The following is a 19,142-nucleotide window of genomic DNA, read 5'->3' as shown; positions in this document are numbered from 1 at the left end:
GACGGCGTGATGTTCGAGCGCCGGCTGTTCCACGCGCTGTTCGCCACGGCCGACCAGAAGGAAGGCATGGACGCCTTCCTCAACAAGCGCGCACCGGACTTCAAGAACGCTTGATCAGAAATCTGCCAGTATCGGGTCGGCAGTCGCAACGAAGCGGGACGCCGAGGAAGCACGTTGCCACACAGTCGACCAGAGGCTTCGGTCGCCCAACAACGAACGACGGATTCGCCCTATGGGTGAGACCTCGCAGACCTCCGTAATCGTTCCACGGCAAACGCACTGCGGCGGGACTCTCCCCTCCATTGGATGTCCGTCAGAACATCCCAAGCGGAGCGTGGAGCATTCGCGCTTGACGGCCAACACAGCGGCAGCACCGCGCACGGCGGTGTCCGCAAGCCCGGACGCTTGCGCTGGCACGTGATCGGCATAAAACCGGGCGCTCAACAGCTTCCCACTCCGAAACGCCCCGTCACCTTCCCCAAGCGAAAGCTGTCTCGTGGAACTAGCGAGCTCGGGCCGTTCCAGCCCTTAAGGCATTCTTGGTCGGCCCCCCAACTGGTCGCCTTTGCCGCGGTTTGTCCGCCTTGACGTACAGCTCGAATCCGATCCTCGTACTGAGACATCAACTACCTCCGGGTAGATCAAGTTTTGTCCGCGCTTCACTGAGTCACCTCCAGAGGAGCCAACAGTTCATCCAGCCGCATCCCGCAAATCGCCTTCTGTCGACCGCCTCAAGACTCTCTCCATATCGACGAAACGAAGTCATCAACACGCAGCTTCACGAGGCGCTTTCACCTCTTCTTGTTCCCGAACACCTCTCAGGCGCCACATCGCCAAATAGATAGCCCTATTGACACTCCAAATAAGTCTATCTACACTTTGACCAACGAGAGCCCAGAAGTACTGTGACGAAATGACAGGGCCCCTCTACTCGCTGGAATATGGACATGCAAACAGACTCCTTCGCTGCATCACTCGAGAAGCTGATCACCGAACGCCACGCGGTTCGTGCCTTTCTGCCGCGCCCGGTGGCTCGCGAAACCCTTGAGCACATCCTGCGCCTCGCTGCGCGTTCACCCTCGGGGGCCAATCTCCAGCCGTGGAAAGTCCATGTGGTTGAGGGCAACGCAAAGCAGCGTCTCGAGCAGCGAATGCTGGCAATGCTCGATGACCCGAAACAGCGCGCCGCGCCGGCGGCCTTGCGAGAACCAGCTTCAAACAGACCGCGAACCTGTCGGTACCTTCACTCGGTTTGTTCAATGAGCACAAGCAACATTTCGCCAGGAGACATTCATGACCACCCGCTTCGCAAAGTGCGATTCGATCGCTGACCTGTACGTGCGCAACTGTCTGTGGAAGGGTCGGCAGACTCTGTTCGCGGACGACCAGGGTGCAAGTTACACCGGCGAGCAAGCCCTGAATCATTCGCTGCGGTACGCCTCTGCGTTGCGCAGCGCCTCACTGGCGCCCGGCGAAGTTGTCGCATATTTATGTCTGGGTTCGGCGTCACACGCAGTTGCGTGGTTCGGTACGCTCGTTGGCGGCTACGTGGCCGCCAATCTGCACACACGCAACAACTCGGTAGCGCAAATCGCCGAGGCACTCCAATGGCTGGGCGCCAAGCTGATCGTGCACGATGTGGAATTCACGTCGGTCGTCAATGCAGCCGTGCAGGAAACGGGGCTACCCATCCGCACCCTTGCAATGGACGACGAAGCCAAAAGTTGGGAAGCATTCATCCAAGCCGCCGCGCCGCTCGACTTTGGACGCGAGCGCCCAGACGCAGCATCGGTGGCGGCCATCATTCTGTCATCGGGCAGCACTGGCCAGCCCAAGGGTGTTGTGCAAAGTCAGGCTTCGCTGTTGGCCTGTGCTCTTTCAGGCCAAGTGATGCTGGCGGGAATCAACAGGCACGACACCATCATGATCCCCATGAATCCGTCGTTCGCCGGCTGGGTGATGTTCGTGCTGCCGGCGTTGGCAGGAAGATCCCGCCTCCTGCTCGTCCGCCGCTTTGAACCCGCCCATGTCGTCAATTTAGCCGAGCGTGAGCGCGTCACGATCCTGAATATGGTGCCCACCATGTGGCGCATGGTGTTCGATGCAGCGACGGCGGAGCGCGATTTCACGAGCGTGCGACTGGCCTGCGTCGGGGGCGAGCTACCCACCGCCGACGACGTCTCACGTATCAAAGCGCGCTTTTGCCCAAGCATCGCCGCAATTTACATGGCCGGCGAGTCAGGCAATGGATGCGCGATCACGGTCACCACAGAGGATATGGTGGACGGCCGCAAGATCGGATCGACCGGCCTGCCGACCGTGGGTGCCGACGTGCGCATCGTCGACCCCGACGGTTCGATCGACGATGTGCTGCCGCTTGGTCAGCGGGGAGAGCTTGTCGTTACTGGGTCCTCGGTAGCGCTCGGCTACTGGCGCGACCCAGCCTTGAGTGCGAAGAAATTTGTCGATGGCTGGTGGCGCAGTGGTGACCTGGGTCATGTCGACGAGGACGGTTACGTGTGGGTTAACGGTCGCGCCGACAACGTCATCAATACCGGTGGTATCAAGGTCCATGCGGAAGAAATCGAGTCGGAGATCTTGACCCATGAAGGAGTCTCGGGATGCGCCGTCGTAGGCCGCACTGACGCCAAGTTCGGTCAACGCATCGAGGCGTTCGTCGTTGCGAAGAGTGTCGAATTGACGTCGGACGATCTGAAGTCGTATCTGAAAGAAGTTCGGCAAATGAGCGGCCACAAAGTGCCGAAAGTATTTCACTTTCTGGATGCCCTACCCACTGGCCTGACCGGCAAGCTTGATCGGCGAGCGCTGCTTGAATGGAGCGAAGCTTCATGACTTCAGGTCCTTTGAGTGATCTCACGGTTGTCGAATTCGCCGGACTTGGCCCTGCCCCGTATGCAGCCATGCTTCTCGCCGACATGGGGGCAACAGTAATCCGCATAGAACGGCCTGACGCTCTACCAGCACCGGCCACTGCGATCTCGCAGCGCGGCCGAGCCCAGCGGTATACGGCCGACCTGAAGAAACCGGGCGACGTCGCTTTCGTGCGCAAATTGCTTCGCAGCGCGGATGCGCTGATCGAGGGGTTCCGCCCCGGCACCATGGAGCGGCTTGGCCTGAGCCCCGAGGTTCTGCTGGAAGATAACCCGCGCCTGGTTTATGGGCGGGTCACCGGCTGGGGTCAAACCGGTCCGCTGAAAACTACCGCCGGACATGACGTCAACTTCATTGCGATCACGGGTGCGCTCGCCGCCATCGGACCGCGCGAACGTCCTGTGCTTCCGCTCAATCTCATCGGAGACTTCGCCGGCGGGTCCATGTTTCTGCTGTCGGGGATGCTGGCCGCCCTTCTGGCTGCACGTCGCACCGGAAAAGGTCAGGTCGTCGACGCCGCGATGTGCGATGGCGTCATCTCGCTGATGACCGGAATCCATGAGCAGCTCGCCGAAGGTAAATGGGCCGAAGTGCGTGAATCGAATGTCTTCGACGGCGGTCTGCCGCACTACCGCATCTACGAATGCGCCGACGGCAAGCACCTGTCAGTCGGACCGCTTGAAGAGCCCTTCTATGTCCGTTTATGCGAGGCCGTCGGGATGGTGCCGCCGCCCCCACGTGACGAGCCTTCACATTGGCCCGCCTTGCGCGCCACGTTCGAAAAAATCTTCAAGACCCGCACGCGCGACGAGTGGACGGCGTTGCTCGAGCAGGGCGACCACTGCGTATCGCCGGTACTCAGCATTTCGGAGGCCCCAAGGCACCCACACTTGGCAGCCCGCAGTTCCTTCGTCAATGTGGATGGTGTTTTACAAGCCGCCCCCGTGCCGCGCTTTTCTCATGATCCTACGCAGGCGCGCGCCGGTGTGCGCGAGCCGCTGCCAATCGCACGAGCGATGGCGTCCGAAGTCGCAGGCTGACTGCCTGCTTCATTTCCTTTAGTTCAACCTGGAGACTCCCATGAGCAAGTCACGTAATGCAAAGTATTGGCATGAATTCGAAGTCGGCGAAGTCATTGAAACATCGGGCCGCACGATCGAAAGCGGTGACGTCAACCTGTTTGCTGGCCTGTCCGGCGACTTCAACCCGGTCCACGTAAATCAAGTCTACGCCGAGAAAGGAATGTTCGGCGTGCGCATCGGCCATGGTCTGCTTACGCTCGCCGTGACTTCCGGTCAGATGAACCAGACCGGCATGTTCGAAGGAACGACCATCGGCTTCCTCGGCATGGACAATGTGCGCTTCTCCAGCCCGGTTCGATTCGGCGACACCGTTCTCACAACTGCAACGGTGACGAGCACGCGCGAATCCAACAAGCCAGGCCGTGGCGTGGTGGCCATGACCATCACCACCAAGAATCAGCGCGGCGAAACGGTGCTGACCTACGACCAGGCCCTGCTGATGGCCGGCAAGCCGGCCTGACAGGGTACCGCAATGAACGCTGGCCGCCCCCTGCCCGTGCCCACGCCCGAGACCGCCCACTTCTGGGATGGCACGCGCCTCGGTGAACTTCGCTTGCAAACGTGCCGGGACTGCGGCCACACCTACTTCCCTCCGCGTCCCTTCTGCCCAGATTGCGCGTCCCGGGAGGTCGAAGTGATTCGCGCCAGCGGACGCGGGTCGCTCCACAGCTACATCATCTCGCACCTGCCCGCGCCGGGTTTCGAACCGCCTTACACCATCGCCGTGGTGAAGCTGGACGAAGGGCCGAAGATGCTGACCAATATTGTTGGAACACCCCCTGACCCTGCGTTGCTGGAACTTGACGATCCGGTGGAGGTCACGTTCATGGCGCTGAATGAGCAAATTTCGTTGCCGGTATTCAAGCTGGTCGGAGCAACGCGATGAGACGGGCGCGCGCAGCAGTCATCGGGGCGGCGGAAACCACCGAAATGGGAAAGCTTCCCCACATGTCTCAGTTGCAGCTTCATGCAGACGCTGCGCTGAATGCATTAGCGGATGCGGGGCTCAAACCGTCCGACATCGACGGCATCGCTACGGCGGGCGAGACGCCAGAATCGCTTGCGCTTTACCTGGGAATCACGCCCACCTGGATCGACGCCACGGGCGTCGGTGGCTGCTCCTTCCTGATGCATGTACGGCACGCGATGGCGGCGATAGAGTCGGGGATGTGCCGGCACGTCTTGATCACCCACGGCGAGAGCGGGCGGTCACGCGTCGCCGCGGCCGGGTTTCCACACCCGATTGCGGGTAGCCTGCCGCAACAATTCGAGACACCGTACGGCACCTTCGGGCCGCCGACGATGTTCACCTTGCCGGTGTTGCGTTTTCTCAAAGATCGCGGATACGAGCAAGAGGACTTGGCCCGCGTCGCCGTTGTCCAACGCGAATGGGCGGCACTCAACCCACGTGCCAGCCAGAAGGCCCCCATCACTGTTGACGATGTGATGGCATCGAAGATGATCGCGTACCCCTTCCGAATGCTGATGTGTTGCCTGGTCACAGACGGCGGCGGAGCGATCGTACTGTCTGCCGCAGACCGTGCAGCCGATCTGCACGACCGCCCGGTTTATGTGATCGGCAGCGGCGAAAGCGTCGAAGGCAACATGATCAGCCAGATGGAGGACTTCAGTTCTTCAAAGGCATTCCGCGTCTCCGGTCGCAACGCGTTCGCCGAGGCAGGCATTACGCATGCCGATGTCGACCACCTGATGATCTACGACGCATTCGCACACCTGCCGCTCTATGGGCTCGAAGACCTCGGCTTTTGTTCACCTGGTGAGGCCGCAGGATTTATCCGCGAAGGCCACACTCGGCCCGGAGGTCGGCTCCCGCTGAACACCAACGGCGGCGGACTCAGCTACATGCACTCAGGCATGTACGGCATGTATGCGTTGCAGGAAAGCATTCGGCAGATGCGTGGCGTGGCGCCTGCGCAAGTCGAGGGAGCCAAGATTTCTGTTGCCCACGGGGTCGGTGGCATGTTCGCGGCCAGCTCGACGATCATCTTTTCCAACGAAAGGCACTAACCCATGTCCGCGACTTTCGAGATGCGTTTCACGCGGGGCAAGTTTCCCGTCGGCGGCGGCTATCCCGGCCGCAGGCCTGGCACGAGGATCGACGAGAAGATCGGGATGATCTGCGAGTACGACGTCGCCGTGACAGTGCGTGACGGAGTGAAACTCTACGTCGATATCTTCCGGCCGATTGCGGACGGAACCTATCCTGTCCTGCTCGCATGGGCGCCGTACGGAAAACATGAAGGCGCAGAAGACTACTACGCGATGCTCAAGGGCTGCGGGCAATCGAAGGCCCTGCAATCGGAATACGGTATGTTCGAAGGGCCAGACCCTGCCAACTGGTGCCCGCACGGCTACGTCATCGTCAAGGTGGACCCGCGCGGAGCTTGGGGATCCGAAGGCGACCTGACATTCATGAGCCCGCAAGAAGCCCTGGACGGCTACGATGTGGTCGAGTGGGCCGGCACGCAAGCGTGGAGCAACGGTAAGGTCGGAATGCATGGTGTCTCCTACTTAGGCTGGACCCAGTGGAAGATCGCCTCTATGAATCCGCCGCATCTTGCCGCCATCAATCCGTGGGAAGGCGCGAGTGATTTCTATCGTGAGCTTTGCTTCCACGGGGGGATTCGAAGCAATTTCACGGCCATGTTCCCGGGAACCATGTGCCGCCCGACGAAACGCGCAGAAGACCTGATGGCCATGGCAAAAGAACATCCGCTTTTCGACGAGTACTGGGCGAGCAAGAACGCCGAGCTAGAAAAGATCACTGTGCCGGCATTCATCGTCGCGAGCTGGTCCGACCATGGTCTGCACTCACGCGGGACGCTCGAAGGTTTCAAGAAGATTTCCTCTAAAGACAAATGGCTTCGCGTCCACGGGCGCAAGAAGTGGGTCGACTACTACGCGCACGAGGAAATGCAAAGGCAGTTCTATGACAGGTTCCTGAAGGGTATCGACAACGAGGTGAAATACTGGCCGAGGGTTAACCTTGAAATCAGGGAACGATCCCACGTTGGCAATTTCCGTGCGGAGAACGAATGGCCCCTTGCGCGCACGAAGTACACACAGTTGTACCTCGGGGCGGGCCAAGGTGAGTTGCGCGCTGCCCCGCTCGAGGCGCATGAGCAAATTCGCTATAGCGTGGATGATCCTAAAGACAAGAGCCAGAACGCTGCTTTCGAAGTGAAGTTCGACGCGAAGACGGAACTGACGGGGCACGCCAAGCTGAAGCTTTGGGTGGAGGCGGCCGGGAGCGACGACATGGATCTGTACGTGGTGATGGACAAGATCGATCGAAGCGGCGATAGGGTGCCGTTGCCATCACAGAGTGCCTACGACCTGGGCCCGGTCGCCTATGGCTGGCTAAGGGTGTCTCATCGTGAACTCGACGAGACGCGATCCACGCCTTACCAACCCGTGCTCAGGCATCGTAAGGAAATCAAGCTCAAGGCAGGTGAAATCGTCCCGGTGGAGATCGAGCTCTGGGCGTCGAGCGTGCTGTTCGAAGCAGGTGAGGCGTTACGGGTCACCGTGATTGGAAGTGACCTGCACGCGCACGAGGCTTGGGAGCACAACGGTGAGCGTACCGTGAATCGAGGCGAACACGTTATCCACACCGGTGGCACGTACGACTCGCACCTCTTGGTGCCAGCAATTCCCGAGAACTGAGCCGGATTAGGGCCTGGATTTGGCTTCCAGGCCCTTGAAAAGAACCTCGAGCAAGGTGTCGCTGAGCGAAGATACAGCCTCTGCGCTGGTAGGCAACTCGCCGTAAACCTCGTTGAGCAGCCGACTGAGCGTAAACGTCAGGACGCACGCGCCAACGATGATGTTCGTGACGTCACGCGCCGGTAGTCGTCGGATCACCCCCGATTTAGTCGCCGACTCGATCGCGGCATTGAAGGTTGCATAGCCGCGAACCATGTAGCGCTTGGCGAGCCACTTCAGGCGTGGTGAGTCATTCATTCCCTCATGGATCAGGATGCGCGTGAGGTCCGGATCAGCTGCGTTGGCCGAAATGAATCGACGCAGCATGACTTTCAGCCGTGACAGATCATCAACGTCGCGCAGGTCTTCCATGTTCAGCGAGAACATGTTGCCCCGCGCATGCATGAGGTGTTCGACGGCGGCTTTCCAGAGCTTTTCCTTCGTACCGAAGTGGTAATGGACCATCGACTGGGTAAGTCCGGCCGCGGTCGCCACCGCCCCCGTACTGACAGCGTCGAACCCGTGCTGCGCAAAAAGCGACACGGCGGCCTCAAGCAGGCGCTCCGCAGGCATTTCAGGTACGGGCACGGTGGATGCAGCGGCCGGTACGATACGGCGCGAAGCGGTTTTTAGAGGCGCAGGTGCTGCAATGGTGATCCGTTTCATCGATGGCGATTGTAGATTGATAAATCGGTTTTTCTGATAGGCCTATTTTAATTGGCCAGTCTCCACTTGCCGCCCTTCACCACGGCCAACACTTGGCTGCGCTGGTCGAGGCCAGTGTGGTTCGCCTCTGAAAACGCGAAATTCAAGGTGGTCGTAGGAACGTCACGCGTCTGCTCCAGCGCGTCGCGCAGTGCGACGCGAAAGGCTTCCGTGCCGGGCTGTACTTTGCGCAGCGTCATGCGTGCGGCGTTCTCTATCAGGCGATAGCTGTCGAATGCAGAGGCACCGAAACCGGACCGTGTTCCCGCGCCATGCAGGGTTTCATATGCGCGAACGAACTCCTGCGACGGCATACGCAGCGGGTCGCCCTCCTTCAACTGCTCGGCGACCATCAATGGAAGCACGGTAATGAACATGCCCTCGGCAGACTTTCCCGCCACGCGCAGAAAGTCACCGTTCGCTACGCCGCTGGTCTGATAGACACGGCCGGCGTAACGGCGACTTGTTAGTTCGATCTGTGGCAAGGTGCCCGACGTGCCGGCTGCTCCGACAAAGATTGCATCCGGGTTGAGCAGCATCAGTTTTGCGATCTGGGCCGTGACGCTCTGGTCCGTCACATTGAAACGCTCGACTCCGACCACCTTCACGCCCCTCGACGCAGCGGACGTTTCCATCGATTTCAGGTAGCCATCGCCGTACGCGGAGGCAAGGGCCATGATCGCGATCGTCGAGCCCTTGTGGCGCTTGACGTCTTCGGCAATGAGATCCGTGGAGAACCGCTCCGGTACTCCCAGCCGAAAAGCCCAGCGTCTGCGTTCATCCATGGGTTCGACGATTGCGCCTCCACCGGCCAGGGAGATCATCGGTATGTGCAACTGCGCTGCCACTGGAACCATGGCCAGCGAAGTGGGCGTGAGCGATGAACCCACGATGACGTCGACCTTGTCCTCGTTGACAAGACGCGACACGCTGCGCGCCGCGGCGGAGGGATCTGAGGCGTCGTTGACCACCGTCACGACCACTTTGTGCCCGACCATCTCGGCCGGCCACAGCGTGACGGCGTTTTGCTCCGGCAGGCCGACGGATGCACCTGGTCCCGTCAGGGAAAGAACGACGCCGATGCGAATCTCAGCCGACGATGCAGAACTCGCGAGCAATCCCATGCAGGCGATCAGCAGCGACGAAATGCAGTGAAGGATGCGTTTCATTCGTTGCGCCTCAGTCGACGAGGGTCCACTTGCCACCTTTGACCACGGCCAGCACCTGGCTGCGATGGTCGAGGCCGCTGTGATTGGTTTCGGAGAACGCAAAGTGCAATGTGGTGTTACGGAGATCGCGCGTCTGCTCGAGCCCGTCGCGCAACGCGACGCGGAAGGTTTCGGTGCCGGGCTGCCCCTTGCGGAGCGCGATCGTTGCGGCGTTCTCGATCAGCCGGTAGGTGTCGTATGCAGCGGCAGCGAACGCCGAGCGGGTTCCTGCACCGTGCTTGCCTTCATAGATGCGCACGAATGCCTCCGTTGAGACGCGCAAGGGATCGTTAGCCTTCAACTGCTCCGCCACCAGCAGCGGCAGCACGGTGATGAACATGCCTTCGGCCGACTTGCCGGCTACGCGCAGGAAATCCGGGTTCGCGACACCACCGGTCTGGTAGACACGGCCCGTGTAGCCGCGATTTGCCAGTTCGATTTGCGGCAGCGCACCCGCGGTGCCCGCAGCGGCGATGTAGATCGCATCCGGGTTGAGCAGGGCCAGCTTGGCGATCTGCGCCGTGACGCTCTGGTCGGTCACGTTGTAGCGTTCCACGCCGGCGATCTTCAGGCCCCTGGATGCGACAGAGGCTTCCATGGCTTTGAGGAATCCGTCGCCGTAAGCGGACGACAGTGCGATCACGCCGATCGTCGCGCCTTTGCGGCGCTTGACGTCATCGGCGACCAGATCAGTGGAGAACTTTTCCGATGGGCCCAACCGGAAGGCCCAGCGCCTGCGCTCGTCCATCGGTTCGACGATTGCGGCGCCGGTGGCCAGCGAGATCATGGCGGTGCCGGCTTGGGCGGCCACAGGAACCATGGCCAACGAGGTGGGCGTCAGCGAGGACCCCACGATGATGTCGACCTTGTCTTCATTGACGAGTCGGGAAACGCTGCGGGCCGCCGTGGAAGGATCCGACGCATCGTTGATCAGCGTCACCGAAACCTTGTGCCCGGCCATCTCGGTCGGCCAGAGCTGGACAGCGTTTTGCTCGGGCAGGCCGATCGATGCGCCAGCGCCCGTCATTGAGAGAACCACGCCAATGCGGATGTCCGCTTGTGAAGCGGAACTGGCCAGCAGCCCGAAGCAGGCGATGAGCAGCGACGGAACGCCGCAAAGAAGTCGTTTCATTTTCGTGTCTCCATTAACCGAACAGAACTGGGCAGCGACCGGTTCGCACTGCCGCCCATCCGCGGACAACCCGCAGATGCAAGCCCATGCTATCGCTGCTGGTCAGCATGTCAATAGGTCAATTGACATTACCGATAAATCAATTTAATCTCCTGGAACAGCCAGGCCAACTGGCAACGCGACTTCCGGAGACATACACCATGGACCTTTCACTTGCCGGCATCCTGCTGGTCGACGGCCTTACCCACGGCGCTATTTACGTTCAGCTGGCGATCGCTTGCGTGCTGGTGTTCTCCGTCACCCGCATCGCCTTCATCGCCCAAGGGGAGTTTGTGACTTTCGGTGCGCTCACGCTGGCCGCGCTGCATGCGGGCCGCATCCCCGGCACGCTCTGGTTGATGCTTGCACTCGCTTTTGCAAGCGTGCTGCTCGATGTCTTGACCGCCCTGCGCCGCCACCAGCCAGGCGCACGCGTCGCCATGGGGGCGGTACGCGGCTTGGCCCTGCCGGTCCTGATTGCTATCGTCGTGTATTGGGGCAGGTCACGCGGCTGGCCGCTGTGGGCGAACAGCCTGTTGGCACTGGCCATCGTCACCCCGGTGGGCCCATACACCTATCGGCTGGCATTCGAAGCGCTTGCCGACGCCAGCGTGCTGACCTTGATGATCGCCTCGGTCGGGGTGCACTTCGCGATGACCGGGCTGGGCCTGGTGTTCTTCGGCGCGGAGGGATCGCGCAACCCATCGTACTGGGAGGGCGCCACCACCCTGGCCTCACTGCGCGTTGCGAATGATGCGTTGCTGACTGCACTTGTTTCGGCGCTGCTGGTGTTGGCGCTCTGGCTGTTCTTTTGCTATTCCTTGCGAGGCAAGGCATTGCGCGCAACTGCGATCGACCGCTTCGGGGCGCGGCTGGTGGGCATTTCGCCGCCGCGTGCAGGCAGGTTGACCTTCGGCGTCGCGGCGCTGCTCAGCGCGCTGGCCGGCATGCTCGCCGCGCCGGGCACAACCCTCTTCTACGACTCGGGCCTCGTGATCGGGCTCAAGGGCTTCGTGGCCGCAGTCGCCGGCGGCCTCCTGAGCTACCCCATCGCCGCGATCGCAGCATTGGGCCTGGGATTGATCGAGTCCTTCAGTTCCTTTTTTGCCAGCGCCTACAAAGAAGCCATCGTGTTCACATCCATCCTTCCCGTGCTCCTGTGGTTATCGCTCAAGCACCGCCGCGCAGGAGGTGAAGCATGAATTCCCTCCTCCATCGAGGCCGCCTTGCAGGCTTCGGTATCGTCCTCGCTTTGGCACTTCTGCCGCTCCTGCCGGTCAACGAGTTCTGGATCACGCAGATGAATTTCGTTGGCATCGCCACCCTGGTGGTGTTGGGACTGGTTCTGCTCACAGGCGTCGCCGGATTGACCTCGTTCGGCCAGGCCGCATTCGTCGGCATCGGCGCTTACGCCACCGGCTACCTGTGCGTCGTCCTGCACCTGTCTCCCTGGCTCGGATTGCTTGCCGGGTTGGCCGTCACAGTTCTATTCGCCGCGGCACTCGGCCTGTTGACGCTCAATCTCTCCGGTCACTTCCTCCCGCTCGGCACCATCGCCTGGGGCGTGTCGCTGTACTTCGTCTTCGGCAACACGGAAGCGCTGGGAAAGTACGACGGACTGGTGGGCCTTCCTCCGATTTCGCTAGGGAGCATCGCGCTCGATAGCGGCCGAAGCTTTTACTACTTTCTCTGGGCAGTAGTGTTGCTGTCGGCATTCGCGTTGAGCAATCTCCTGGATTCCCGCACGGGGCGGGCACTGCGTGCCTTGAAGGACGGTACAGCAATGCCGGAAGCCATGGGCATCAACACCTTCCGCTATAAGCTGATCGCGTTTCTCGTCGCAGCGCTCCTCGCATCGCTTGCCGGCTGGTTGCAGGCGCATTACCAGCGCACGGTCGACCCGTCTGTATCCAGCCTGCGCGCCAGCATCGGCTATCTCTTCATGGCGGTAATCGGCGGTGTCTCGCTCATCGGAGGGGCTTTTGCGGGGGCTGCAACGACCCAGATCCTGGACGATCGGCTTCAGGTCTGGTTGCCACGGCTGACGGGCAGCGAAGGCCACTACGAAGTCATCGTCTTCGGGATCCTGCTCGTCCTGCTCCTCCAGCGTGCGAGCCAGGGGCTGTTCGGCATGCTTGGAGCGTGGGCCGCACCCCAGGCTCGCGCCGTCCAACCGATAGCGCTGCATCGAGGCGAGCGAATACCTTCGGCGGGCCCTCTCCTGCGTGTGCGCGGCTTGAGCAAACGGTTTGCCGGCCTGCTGGCCGTCGACGGTGTGGATTTCGACGTCCAGGCCGGAGAGATCGTAGGGCTCATCGGCCCGAACGGGGCGGGCAAGTCGACCACGTTCAATCTCATCACCGGCGTCTTGCCGCCCTCCGCCGGGTCCGTAACTTTCAACGGCCAGCCGGTGACCGGATGGTCAGCCCGTGCCATTGCCCACGCGGGCCTCGCCAGGAGCTTTCAGCATGTGCGCATGGTCCCGGAAATGAGTGTGCTGGAGAACGTGGCGCTTGGTGCACATCGGCGCGGTGGCGCCGGCGTGCTGGCTGCCGTGCTGGGCTTGGACCGCAAGGAGGAAAGCGGCCTGCTCTCCGAAGCCGCAGCGCAACTGGCGCGCGTCGGGCTCGCCGGGCAGATGCACGAGCCTGCCGGCAACCTCTCTCTCGGCTCGCAGCGGCTACTCGAGATCGCCCGCGCGCTCTGCACCAATCCCACGTTGTTGCTGCTCGATGAGCCGGCAGCGGGCTTGCGCCATGCCGAGAAGCTGGCGCTGGCCGAGGTGCTGCGCGAACTGCGCGCGCAAGGCATCGCGATCCTGCTGGTGGAGCACGACATGGACCTGGTGATGAACGTAACCAACCGCATAGTCGTCATGGAGTTCGGGCGACTGCTGTTGACCGGCACCCCGCGCGAGGTGCAGGCCAGCCCGGCGGTGCGTGCCGCTTACCTCGGTACAGAAATTGAAGGAGTGTCCTGATGAAAACGGAGTTGCTGCGAGTTGAAAACTTGCTGGTGCGCTATGGCAAGGCCACTGTGCTGGCAGACCTCGATCTTGTTGTACGGGAAGGAACAGTCATCGCGATCGTCGGACCCAATGGTGCGGGCAAATCGACGTTGCTCAATGCACTGGTGGGTGCAATAGCTTCCATAGGCAATATCCAGTTCAACGGTGAGCGCCTGCGCTCCCTGGACCTCGAGCAGCGCGTCGCAGCGGGCATTGCGCTCGTGCCGGAGTCTCGCGCGCTGTTCGGCGATCTCTCCGTTCTGGACAACCTGCTCCTGGGAGCGTATCGCTTCATAGGGCCACGCGGTGGCCAACGCTCAGAGGACAACCTGGCGCGCATCTACGACCTGTTCCCACGCCTGCAGGAGCGGCGCAGGCAACTGGCGGGCACGCTCTCGGGTGGGGAACGCCAGATGCTTGCGCTAGGCCGGGCACTCATGATGCAACCCCGCCTGCTGCTGCTGGACGAGCCCAGCATCGGGCTTGCGCCGCGCGTCACGGCCGATGTCTTCGGATCCATTGCTCAGCTCAAGAAGGCCGGCGTTACGATTGTGCTGGTTGAACAGAATGCGCGCGCCGCGCTGGCCATAGCCGACGAAGGCCACGTACTGGAGACAGGCCGGCTGGTACTGAGCGGCCCGGCTTCAGAGCTGGCCCAGGACCCGCGGATCATCGAGACTTATTTGGGCAGCGCCGTGTCGTAACGCGCTGCGCCGGCCTAGAAGGTGGAAAAATGCTGCCCGCCGTCTATCACGATGCTTTGTCCGATGATGAAGCTCGCGTACTGGCTGCACAACAGCGCGCAGAGTGCACCGACATCCTTGGCGTTGCCTAACTTGAGGGCCGGGATGCCCACTTGGGCGATCCACCTGTCCTCTTCCTGCTTGTATGTCGTTCCGTTGTCCTTCGATAAAGTTTCAAACCGCTGCTGCATGGCGGCGGTGTCGAACATGCCCGGAAGGATGTTGTTGATGGCGACGTTACTCTTCGCAAGTCCGCCGGAGATGGCGGCCGTGTAGTTGCACAGCGCGGCACGCGGCGGGCCAGAAAGAAGCCGACTCTCGTGGGGCCGCTTCGCCGCGATCGTTCCGATGTTGACCACTCGGCCGAAGCCGCGTTTTGCCATGCCGCCCACGGTCGCACGCATGAGTTCAACGGGGCCTAGCAGTGTGGCGGAAAGTGCGCTCATCCACTCTTCCGGTTCTGGTTCCAGATAGTTCTGGAGGAACCTCGGCGGCGAACAGGTGACGACAAGGATGTCGGGTTCAGGGCACGCCGCGAGCAGCCGGGCGCGGCCCTCGGCCGTGCCATGGTCAGCCACAACGGGAACAACACGGACGCCCGTGGCCTGCGCAATTTCCTGCGCGGTCGCTTGCAAGCGAGCTTCGCCCCTCGCTGATATGCAGACCTCCACACCTTCCCTGGCAAGCGCCAGGGCGCTCTCTTTTCCCATCCCGGCACTGCCGCCCGCGATGATGGCTTTTTTTCCTTTGATTCCGAGTTCCATCTTCTATCCTTTCGGTTCATTGCGTTGAGCCATCACTATTCAGGCTTGATGCCGGCCTCCTTGAAAGCCTGCTCGCCACGCGTTACATCGTCCTCGATTCGCTTTGCGAGATCCTCCGCATTGCCGCTCAGCGCCCTGATCCCCCGGGACGCAATCTTTGATTCGACAAATTCCTTGTTGGCGAGGACGGTCTGGATGTCGGCACTGATCTTCTTCACGATGTGACTGGGTGTACCGGCAGGCGCAAATACGCCGTACCACAGCCTCGAGAGGAGATAGGGGAAGCCTTGCTCGGCGGCCGTCTTGACATTCGGGAACTGCGGATGGCGGGAAGATCCCGTCATCGCGAGTACCTTGAGCTTCTTCGCCTGGATGAGCGGTTCGGCTACGTTGGTGCCTCCCATCCCCAACTGGATCTCCCCGCCGGCCATCCCGGTCAACACAGGCCCGATGCCTTTGTAAGGGACGGCGAGCAAGTCGATTCCTTCCCGCTTGTTCAACGCCAGAAACGCGAGGTCGGCCTGGCTGCCCTTCGAAAATGAACCGAAGCTGAGCTGCTTGGGGTGCAGGCGAGCGTACGCGACAAGCTCGCGAAGGTCGTTCACCGGCAAGCCCTCGCTCGCCAGGATGAACATTTCTGTCTGCGCCACGAGCGACACCGGCACGAAACTCTTGTCCGGGTCGTACGGCAGCTTCGAATAGAGAAAGCGATTGGCGATGAACGTAAAGTCGCCCGTCGCCAAAATCGTGTATCCGTCCGGTGCGGCCTTGGCGGCCGCCTCGGCTCCTATCAGGGAATCGGCACCTGCACGGTTCTCGACGATGACCGGCTGCCCCCATTTTTTCGATAGCTCAACGGCCAGCGCTCGGTAAAGGATGTCCATGCCCCCGGGCGGATACGGCACGATGATTTTTACGGGCTTCTGGGGAAACGGCTCCGTCTGCGCCAGCGCGCCAACGCATGAAAACACCAACCCGATCAAGACAAGCATCCGCTTCATCTGATCTCTTAGGTCTTGTCCAGCGGCCCGGTGCGTCTCGCGCGAACTGAAAATCTTCCTTCGAGTCATGTTGTCTCCTGCTTATAAGCCGGTTGGTTCAATGAACTTTTGTTCTTGCAGCTCTCGGGCAGCTTTCCATCCAGCAAGCCCACGATGTTGGCAACCGCGGTCAGCGGAATCTGCTCAAACATCTGCGCCGTATGGCCGACTGAATGCGGCGTCAGGATGACGTTGGAAAGTTGTCGGAACGCATGACCGGCGGGCAGCGGCTCAGTTTCGAACACGTCGAGAGCGGCAGCGGCGACATGGCCAGACTGCAAAGCTTCAAGTAGCGCCTCCTCGTCCACGAGGCCGCCCCGGGCCGTATTGACAAGGAGCACACCACGCTTCATCAGTTGCACCCGGCTTCTGTCCAGCCAATGCCTGTTGCCATCGTCCAGCCGTGTCATCAACAGCACCACGTCGCTGACTGCTAAAAGGTGATCGCTTGAAACGAAGGAAATTCCTTCCTCGATTTCCTGCGCCCCGCGGGTGTGCACCAGGATCGTGGCCTGCCAGCCCTTGAGGCGGTGAACGATCTCGCGCGTGATGCCGCCATAGCCCACGATGCCGACGGTGCGACCCTTCAGCATGTTGCGATGCTGGACCCGTTCGCCACCTGCACGAAGCTCGGCTTCCGTTTCGCGTAACCGGTACAGCAATGCGAGCACGAGCATGATGGTCGCTTCGGCCATGCTCTCCCTGCTCTCGCGAATCTCCCCGTTGACCACGGGGATGGATCTGCGTGTGGCCTCCTCGACATCAATCCAGTCATAGCCGAGCAGCGGCGACACGAGTCCTCGCAGCGCCGGCATCGCATCCATTTCCTTCGCCCCGCAGGGAATCATCAGGCAGACGAGCACAGTGGCTTGCGCCAACTCCGGAAACTCCAGCAGGTCCTGGCTTTCGGTCGCAATGACGGCCGCTGGACGATCAGCGGCCTCGAGCAAAGACGCGATTTTCTTCATGAGCGGTCCGGCCCGCGTCGGTCCAACGATGAAGAGCATATGCTTGCCCGGCTGTACTAGTTTCGAAACGACGGATCAATCCGGTCCAGCATTCGAAGCAAGGGCGGCCAGTCGCGCTGATCGGCTTTGCCACGGTTTTGGTGAAACAGGTTCGAGGTTTTCTCAATCGCGTCCCGCGAGGGCATCAGGGGTTTGACCCCGCTGCCGAGTGCCGCTACTTGTGCCTGGCAGGCGCGTTCGAGGTAGTACATCGTGCCGAAGGCCTCCGCAACCGTGCGCCCGCAAGTCAGCAGACCGTGATTCTCCAAAATCATGGCGTTGTGTTCGCCCAGGTCTTTCGCCAACCTCTCCCGCTCGGCGAGGTCGATGGCGATACCTTCATACGCATGCCGGGCAAGGCGACTGTGGAATCGCATCGCGTGTTGTGTGAGCGGAAGCAGTCCCTCAGGATGGGTCGACACCGCCATCCCTGCCGCCGTATGGGTATGCATTACGCAGCGCACATCGGGACGCGCGGCGTGCACGGCACTGTGGATCACGAAGCCGGCGGCATTGATGCCGACGCCCATCGGGTCCTCCAGAATTTCTCCGGATGCGCTGACCTTGACCAGGTTGGATGCGCAGACTTCTTCAAACAAGAGCCCGAAAGCGTTGAGCAAAAACTCTTCCCCGCCGTCAAGCCGTGCAGAGATGTGCGTGTAGGTCATGTCGGTCATGCGGAAATGCGCCGCCAATCGGTAGCACGCAGCCAGATCCGTGCGAATGGCTTGTTCACTTACTGCGTGAGACGACTTCGAATCGGCCTGGGGAGCAATTTCTTCTAGCATCTCTGGGGTCCTGGTTGAAGGCAGATTCGATCGTTCAGAGACCAAACAGGCGGCGCGCATTCCCGGATGCCACCTGTCGCTTGTCGTTCGGGCTGATCGGACAGTTGTCAAACCATTCGGTGATTTCGCTCATCGACTCGTAGGGATAGTCGACCGCGAAGAGCACGCGGTCGACGCCGATCTCGCTGATCGTGTGGAGCAGCCCCTGGGTGCGAAACGTCCCAGAAGTTGTCACATAAAAGTTGTTGCAGAAGTACTCCATCGGCGTACGCAGATGCGTGCCGTGCGAGCCCGGCAATTGGTGGCGAAACCGATGCTCGACGCGGGGCAACGAGAGCGCCAGACCTTCGCCCAGGTGTCCAAGCATCACGTTGAGTTTCGGAAAACGGTCGAAAAGCCCGCTCAACATCAACCGGAGCGCGTGGGTGGCAGTTTCGTGGCCGAAACCCCAGGCAGATCCGACGAGGCCCGGGTAGCCTTTGTAGGCTTTGCGCTGACTCGTGAGTGGCATGCGGGGATGGAGGTAAACCGGCACACCCAGCTCGCTCACTGCCTCCCAGAAGGGCAAGACTTCCGGCTCGTCCAGGTATCGCGCGTTGTCGTCGCCCAAGTCGGTGAATCCGTTGACAAGAACGCCGACGCACCCGAGCTCCCTGCAGGCCCTCTGCGCTTCCAGTGCAGCCTGCTCGGGATCTTGCAGCGGGACGCAAGCGAAAGTTTTGAGTCGCGAGGGATCTCTCCTCGCCAATGTCTCTGCTGCGTAGTCATTCATGCGCCGCGCAAAATCGACGGCCGTGCGTGTGTCCTGGATACCTTGAACACCGGGCTGCGTCAAGGAGAGCACCGAGATGGAAATGCCGGCGGCATCCATTTCTTCGAGCCGGCGATCCACATCCTGCAGCCGCTGGTTCAAGTGGGTCAGGTAGTCGGCATTGACAAACCCGAAGGTGGCGGGCGTATCGACTTCGGGTGACTCCCAGTGCTCTTCGATCGCGATTTTTCCTTGCAT

The 19,142-nt window shown here is 61.2% G+C and carries 18 protein-coding genes and 2 pseudogenes; 12 read left to right on the top strand and 8 right to left on the bottom strand.

All coding sequences use genetic code 11. The features are described 5' to 3' along the window. The 9 genes and pseudogenes from ASC92_RS29490 to ASC92_RS24695 form a co-directional block, all read left to right on the top strand. Positions 1–114: pseudogene (locus tag ASC92_RS29490) on the top strand (enoyl-CoA hydratase); the annotation flags it as partial. An 833-nt stretch (positions 115–947) separates the two neighbouring features. Then, a complete protein-coding gene (locus tag ASC92_RS28295; protein WP_162245742.1) occupies positions 948–1,331 on the top strand; it encodes a nitroreductase family protein in 384 nt (127 codons plus the stop codon). Then, positions 1,294–2,853 carry a class I adenylate-forming enzyme family protein gene (locus ASC92_RS24720; protein WP_056521060.1) on the top strand — a complete coding sequence of 520 codons (1,560 nt, stop codon included), beginning with the start codon at positions 1,294–1,296 and terminating at the stop codon, positions 2,851–2,853. The genes ASC92_RS28295 and ASC92_RS24720 overlap by 38 nt, the downstream gene beginning before the upstream one ends. Then, complete coding sequence (locus ASC92_RS24715) at positions 2,850–3,932, top strand: CaiB/BaiF CoA transferase family protein (RefSeq protein WP_056521058.1); 1,083 nt, start codon at positions 2,850–2,852, stop codon at positions 3,930–3,932. The genes ASC92_RS24720 and ASC92_RS24715 overlap by 4 nt, the downstream gene beginning before the upstream one ends. Before the next feature lie 40 nt (positions 3,933–3,972). Next, a complete protein-coding gene (locus ASC92_RS24710; RefSeq protein WP_056521056.1) occupies positions 3,973–4,434 on the top strand; it encodes a MaoC family dehydratase in 462 nt (153 codons plus the stop codon). Between the two features lie 12 nt (positions 4,435–4,446). Then, a pseudogene (locus ASC92_RS29565) lies at positions 4,447–4,596 on the top strand (Zn-ribbon domain-containing OB-fold protein); the annotation flags it as partial. A 12-nt stretch (positions 4,597–4,608) separates the two neighbouring features. Then, a complete protein-coding gene (locus ASC92_RS29485; RefSeq protein WP_235505993.1) occupies positions 4,609–4,860 on the top strand; it encodes a Zn-ribbon domain-containing OB-fold protein in 252 nt (83 codons plus the stop codon). 62 nt (positions 4,861–4,922) lie between these two features. Beyond that, on the top strand, positions 4,923–6,002 hold the full coding sequence (locus ASC92_RS24700; protein WP_235505991.1) for a thiolase C-terminal domain-containing protein: 1,080 nt from the start codon (positions 4,923–4,925) through the stop codon (positions 6,000–6,002). A gap of 3 nt (positions 6,003–6,005) precedes the next feature. After that, the gene (locus tag ASC92_RS24695; RefSeq protein WP_056521052.1) at positions 6,006–7,661 is read left to right on the top strand and encodes a CocE/NonD family hydrolase; all 1,656 of its coding nucleotides are present in this window, start codon (positions 6,006–6,008) and stop codon (positions 7,659–7,661) included. A 6-nt stretch (positions 7,662–7,667) separates the two neighbouring features. Here ASC92_RS24695 and ASC92_RS24690 read toward each other — a convergent pair whose 3' ends face one another. From ASC92_RS24690 to ASC92_RS24680, 3 genes are read right to left on the bottom strand one after another with little or no spacing between them, the layout of a single operon-like run. After that, positions 7,668–8,366 (bottom strand): TetR/AcrR family transcriptional regulator, encoded by a 699-nt coding sequence (locus tag ASC92_RS24690; protein ID WP_082519707.1) that lies wholly within the window; start codon positions 8,364–8,366, stop codon positions 7,668–7,670. A gap of 47 nt (positions 8,367–8,413) precedes the next feature. After that, positions 8,414–9,574: an ABC transporter substrate-binding protein gene (locus ASC92_RS24685; protein ID WP_056521048.1), complete on the bottom strand. Its 1,161-nt coding sequence runs from the start codon at positions 9,572–9,574 to the stop codon at positions 8,414–8,416. A 10-nt stretch (positions 9,575–9,584) separates the two neighbouring features. Beyond that, positions 9,585–10,745 carry an ABC transporter substrate-binding protein gene (locus ASC92_RS24680; RefSeq protein WP_056521045.1) on the bottom strand — a complete coding sequence of 387 codons (1,161 nt, stop codon included), beginning with the start codon at positions 10,743–10,745 and terminating at the stop codon, positions 9,585–9,587. 200 nt (positions 10,746–10,945) lie between these two features. On the opposite strand from ASC92_RS24680, the gene ASC92_RS24675 reads away from it, so the two are divergent. Genes ASC92_RS24675 through ASC92_RS24665 form a run of 3 tightly spaced genes read left to right on the top strand, consistent with a single transcriptional unit; the run spans position 10,946 to position 14,495 of the window. Then, positions 10,946–11,986, top strand: coding sequence for a branched-chain amino acid ABC transporter permease (locus tag ASC92_RS24675; protein WP_056521043.1), 1,041 nt, complete (start codon positions 10,946–10,948; stop codon positions 11,984–11,986). Beyond that, positions 11,983–13,764, top strand: a complete 1,782-nt coding sequence (locus ASC92_RS24670; RefSeq protein WP_056521042.1) for an ATP-binding cassette domain-containing protein — start codon at positions 11,983–11,985, stop codon at positions 13,762–13,764. The genes ASC92_RS24675 and ASC92_RS24670 overlap by 4 nt, the downstream gene beginning before the upstream one ends. After that, the gene (locus ASC92_RS24665) at positions 13,764–14,495 is read left to right on the top strand and encodes an ABC transporter ATP-binding protein (protein ID WP_056521040.1); all 732 of its coding nucleotides are present in this window, start codon (positions 13,764–13,766) and stop codon (positions 14,493–14,495) included. The genes ASC92_RS24670 and ASC92_RS24665 overlap by 1 nt, the downstream gene beginning before the upstream one ends. A gap of 14 nt (positions 14,496–14,509) precedes the next feature. On the opposite strand, the gene ASC92_RS24660 is transcribed toward ASC92_RS24665, so the two are convergent. The 5 genes from ASC92_RS24660 to ASC92_RS24640 are packed head-to-tail and all read right to left on the bottom strand — an operon-like array spanning position 14,510 to position 19,142. Then, the gene (locus tag ASC92_RS24660; protein ID WP_056521038.1) at positions 14,510–15,298 is read right to left on the bottom strand and encodes an SDR family oxidoreductase; all 789 of its coding nucleotides are present in this window, start codon (positions 15,296–15,298) and stop codon (positions 14,510–14,512) included. Positions 15,299–15,333: 35 nt separating this feature from the next. Then, complete coding sequence (locus ASC92_RS24655) at positions 15,334–16,368, bottom strand: Bug family tripartite tricarboxylate transporter substrate binding protein (protein WP_056521037.1); 1,035 nt, start codon at positions 16,366–16,368, stop codon at positions 15,334–15,336. Then, positions 16,365–17,306, bottom strand: a complete 942-nt coding sequence (locus ASC92_RS24650) for an NAD(P)-dependent oxidoreductase (protein ID WP_162245741.1) — start codon at positions 17,304–17,306, stop codon at positions 16,365–16,367. Before ASC92_RS24650 ends, ASC92_RS24655 begins: the two co-directional genes overlap by 4 nt. A gap of 56 nt (positions 17,307–17,362) precedes the next feature. Continuing rightward, positions 17,363–18,133 carry a class II aldolase/adducin family protein gene (locus ASC92_RS24645; protein ID WP_082519706.1) on the bottom strand — a complete coding sequence of 257 codons (771 nt, stop codon included), beginning with the start codon at positions 18,131–18,133 and terminating at the stop codon, positions 17,363–17,365. A 34-nt stretch (positions 18,134–18,167) separates the two neighbouring features. Next, complete coding sequence (locus ASC92_RS24640; RefSeq protein ID WP_056521033.1) at positions 18,168–19,142, bottom strand: amidohydrolase family protein; 975 nt, start codon at positions 19,140–19,142, stop codon at positions 18,168–18,170.

It is taken from the genome of Variovorax sp. Root411, from assembly GCF_001425205.1.
Taxonomy (GTDB): domain Bacteria; phylum Pseudomonadota; class Gammaproteobacteria; order Burkholderiales; family Burkholderiaceae_C; genus Variovorax.
Note: the sequence above shows the minus strand (reverse complement) of the source record. Positions and strands in the feature narration are given on the sequence as shown.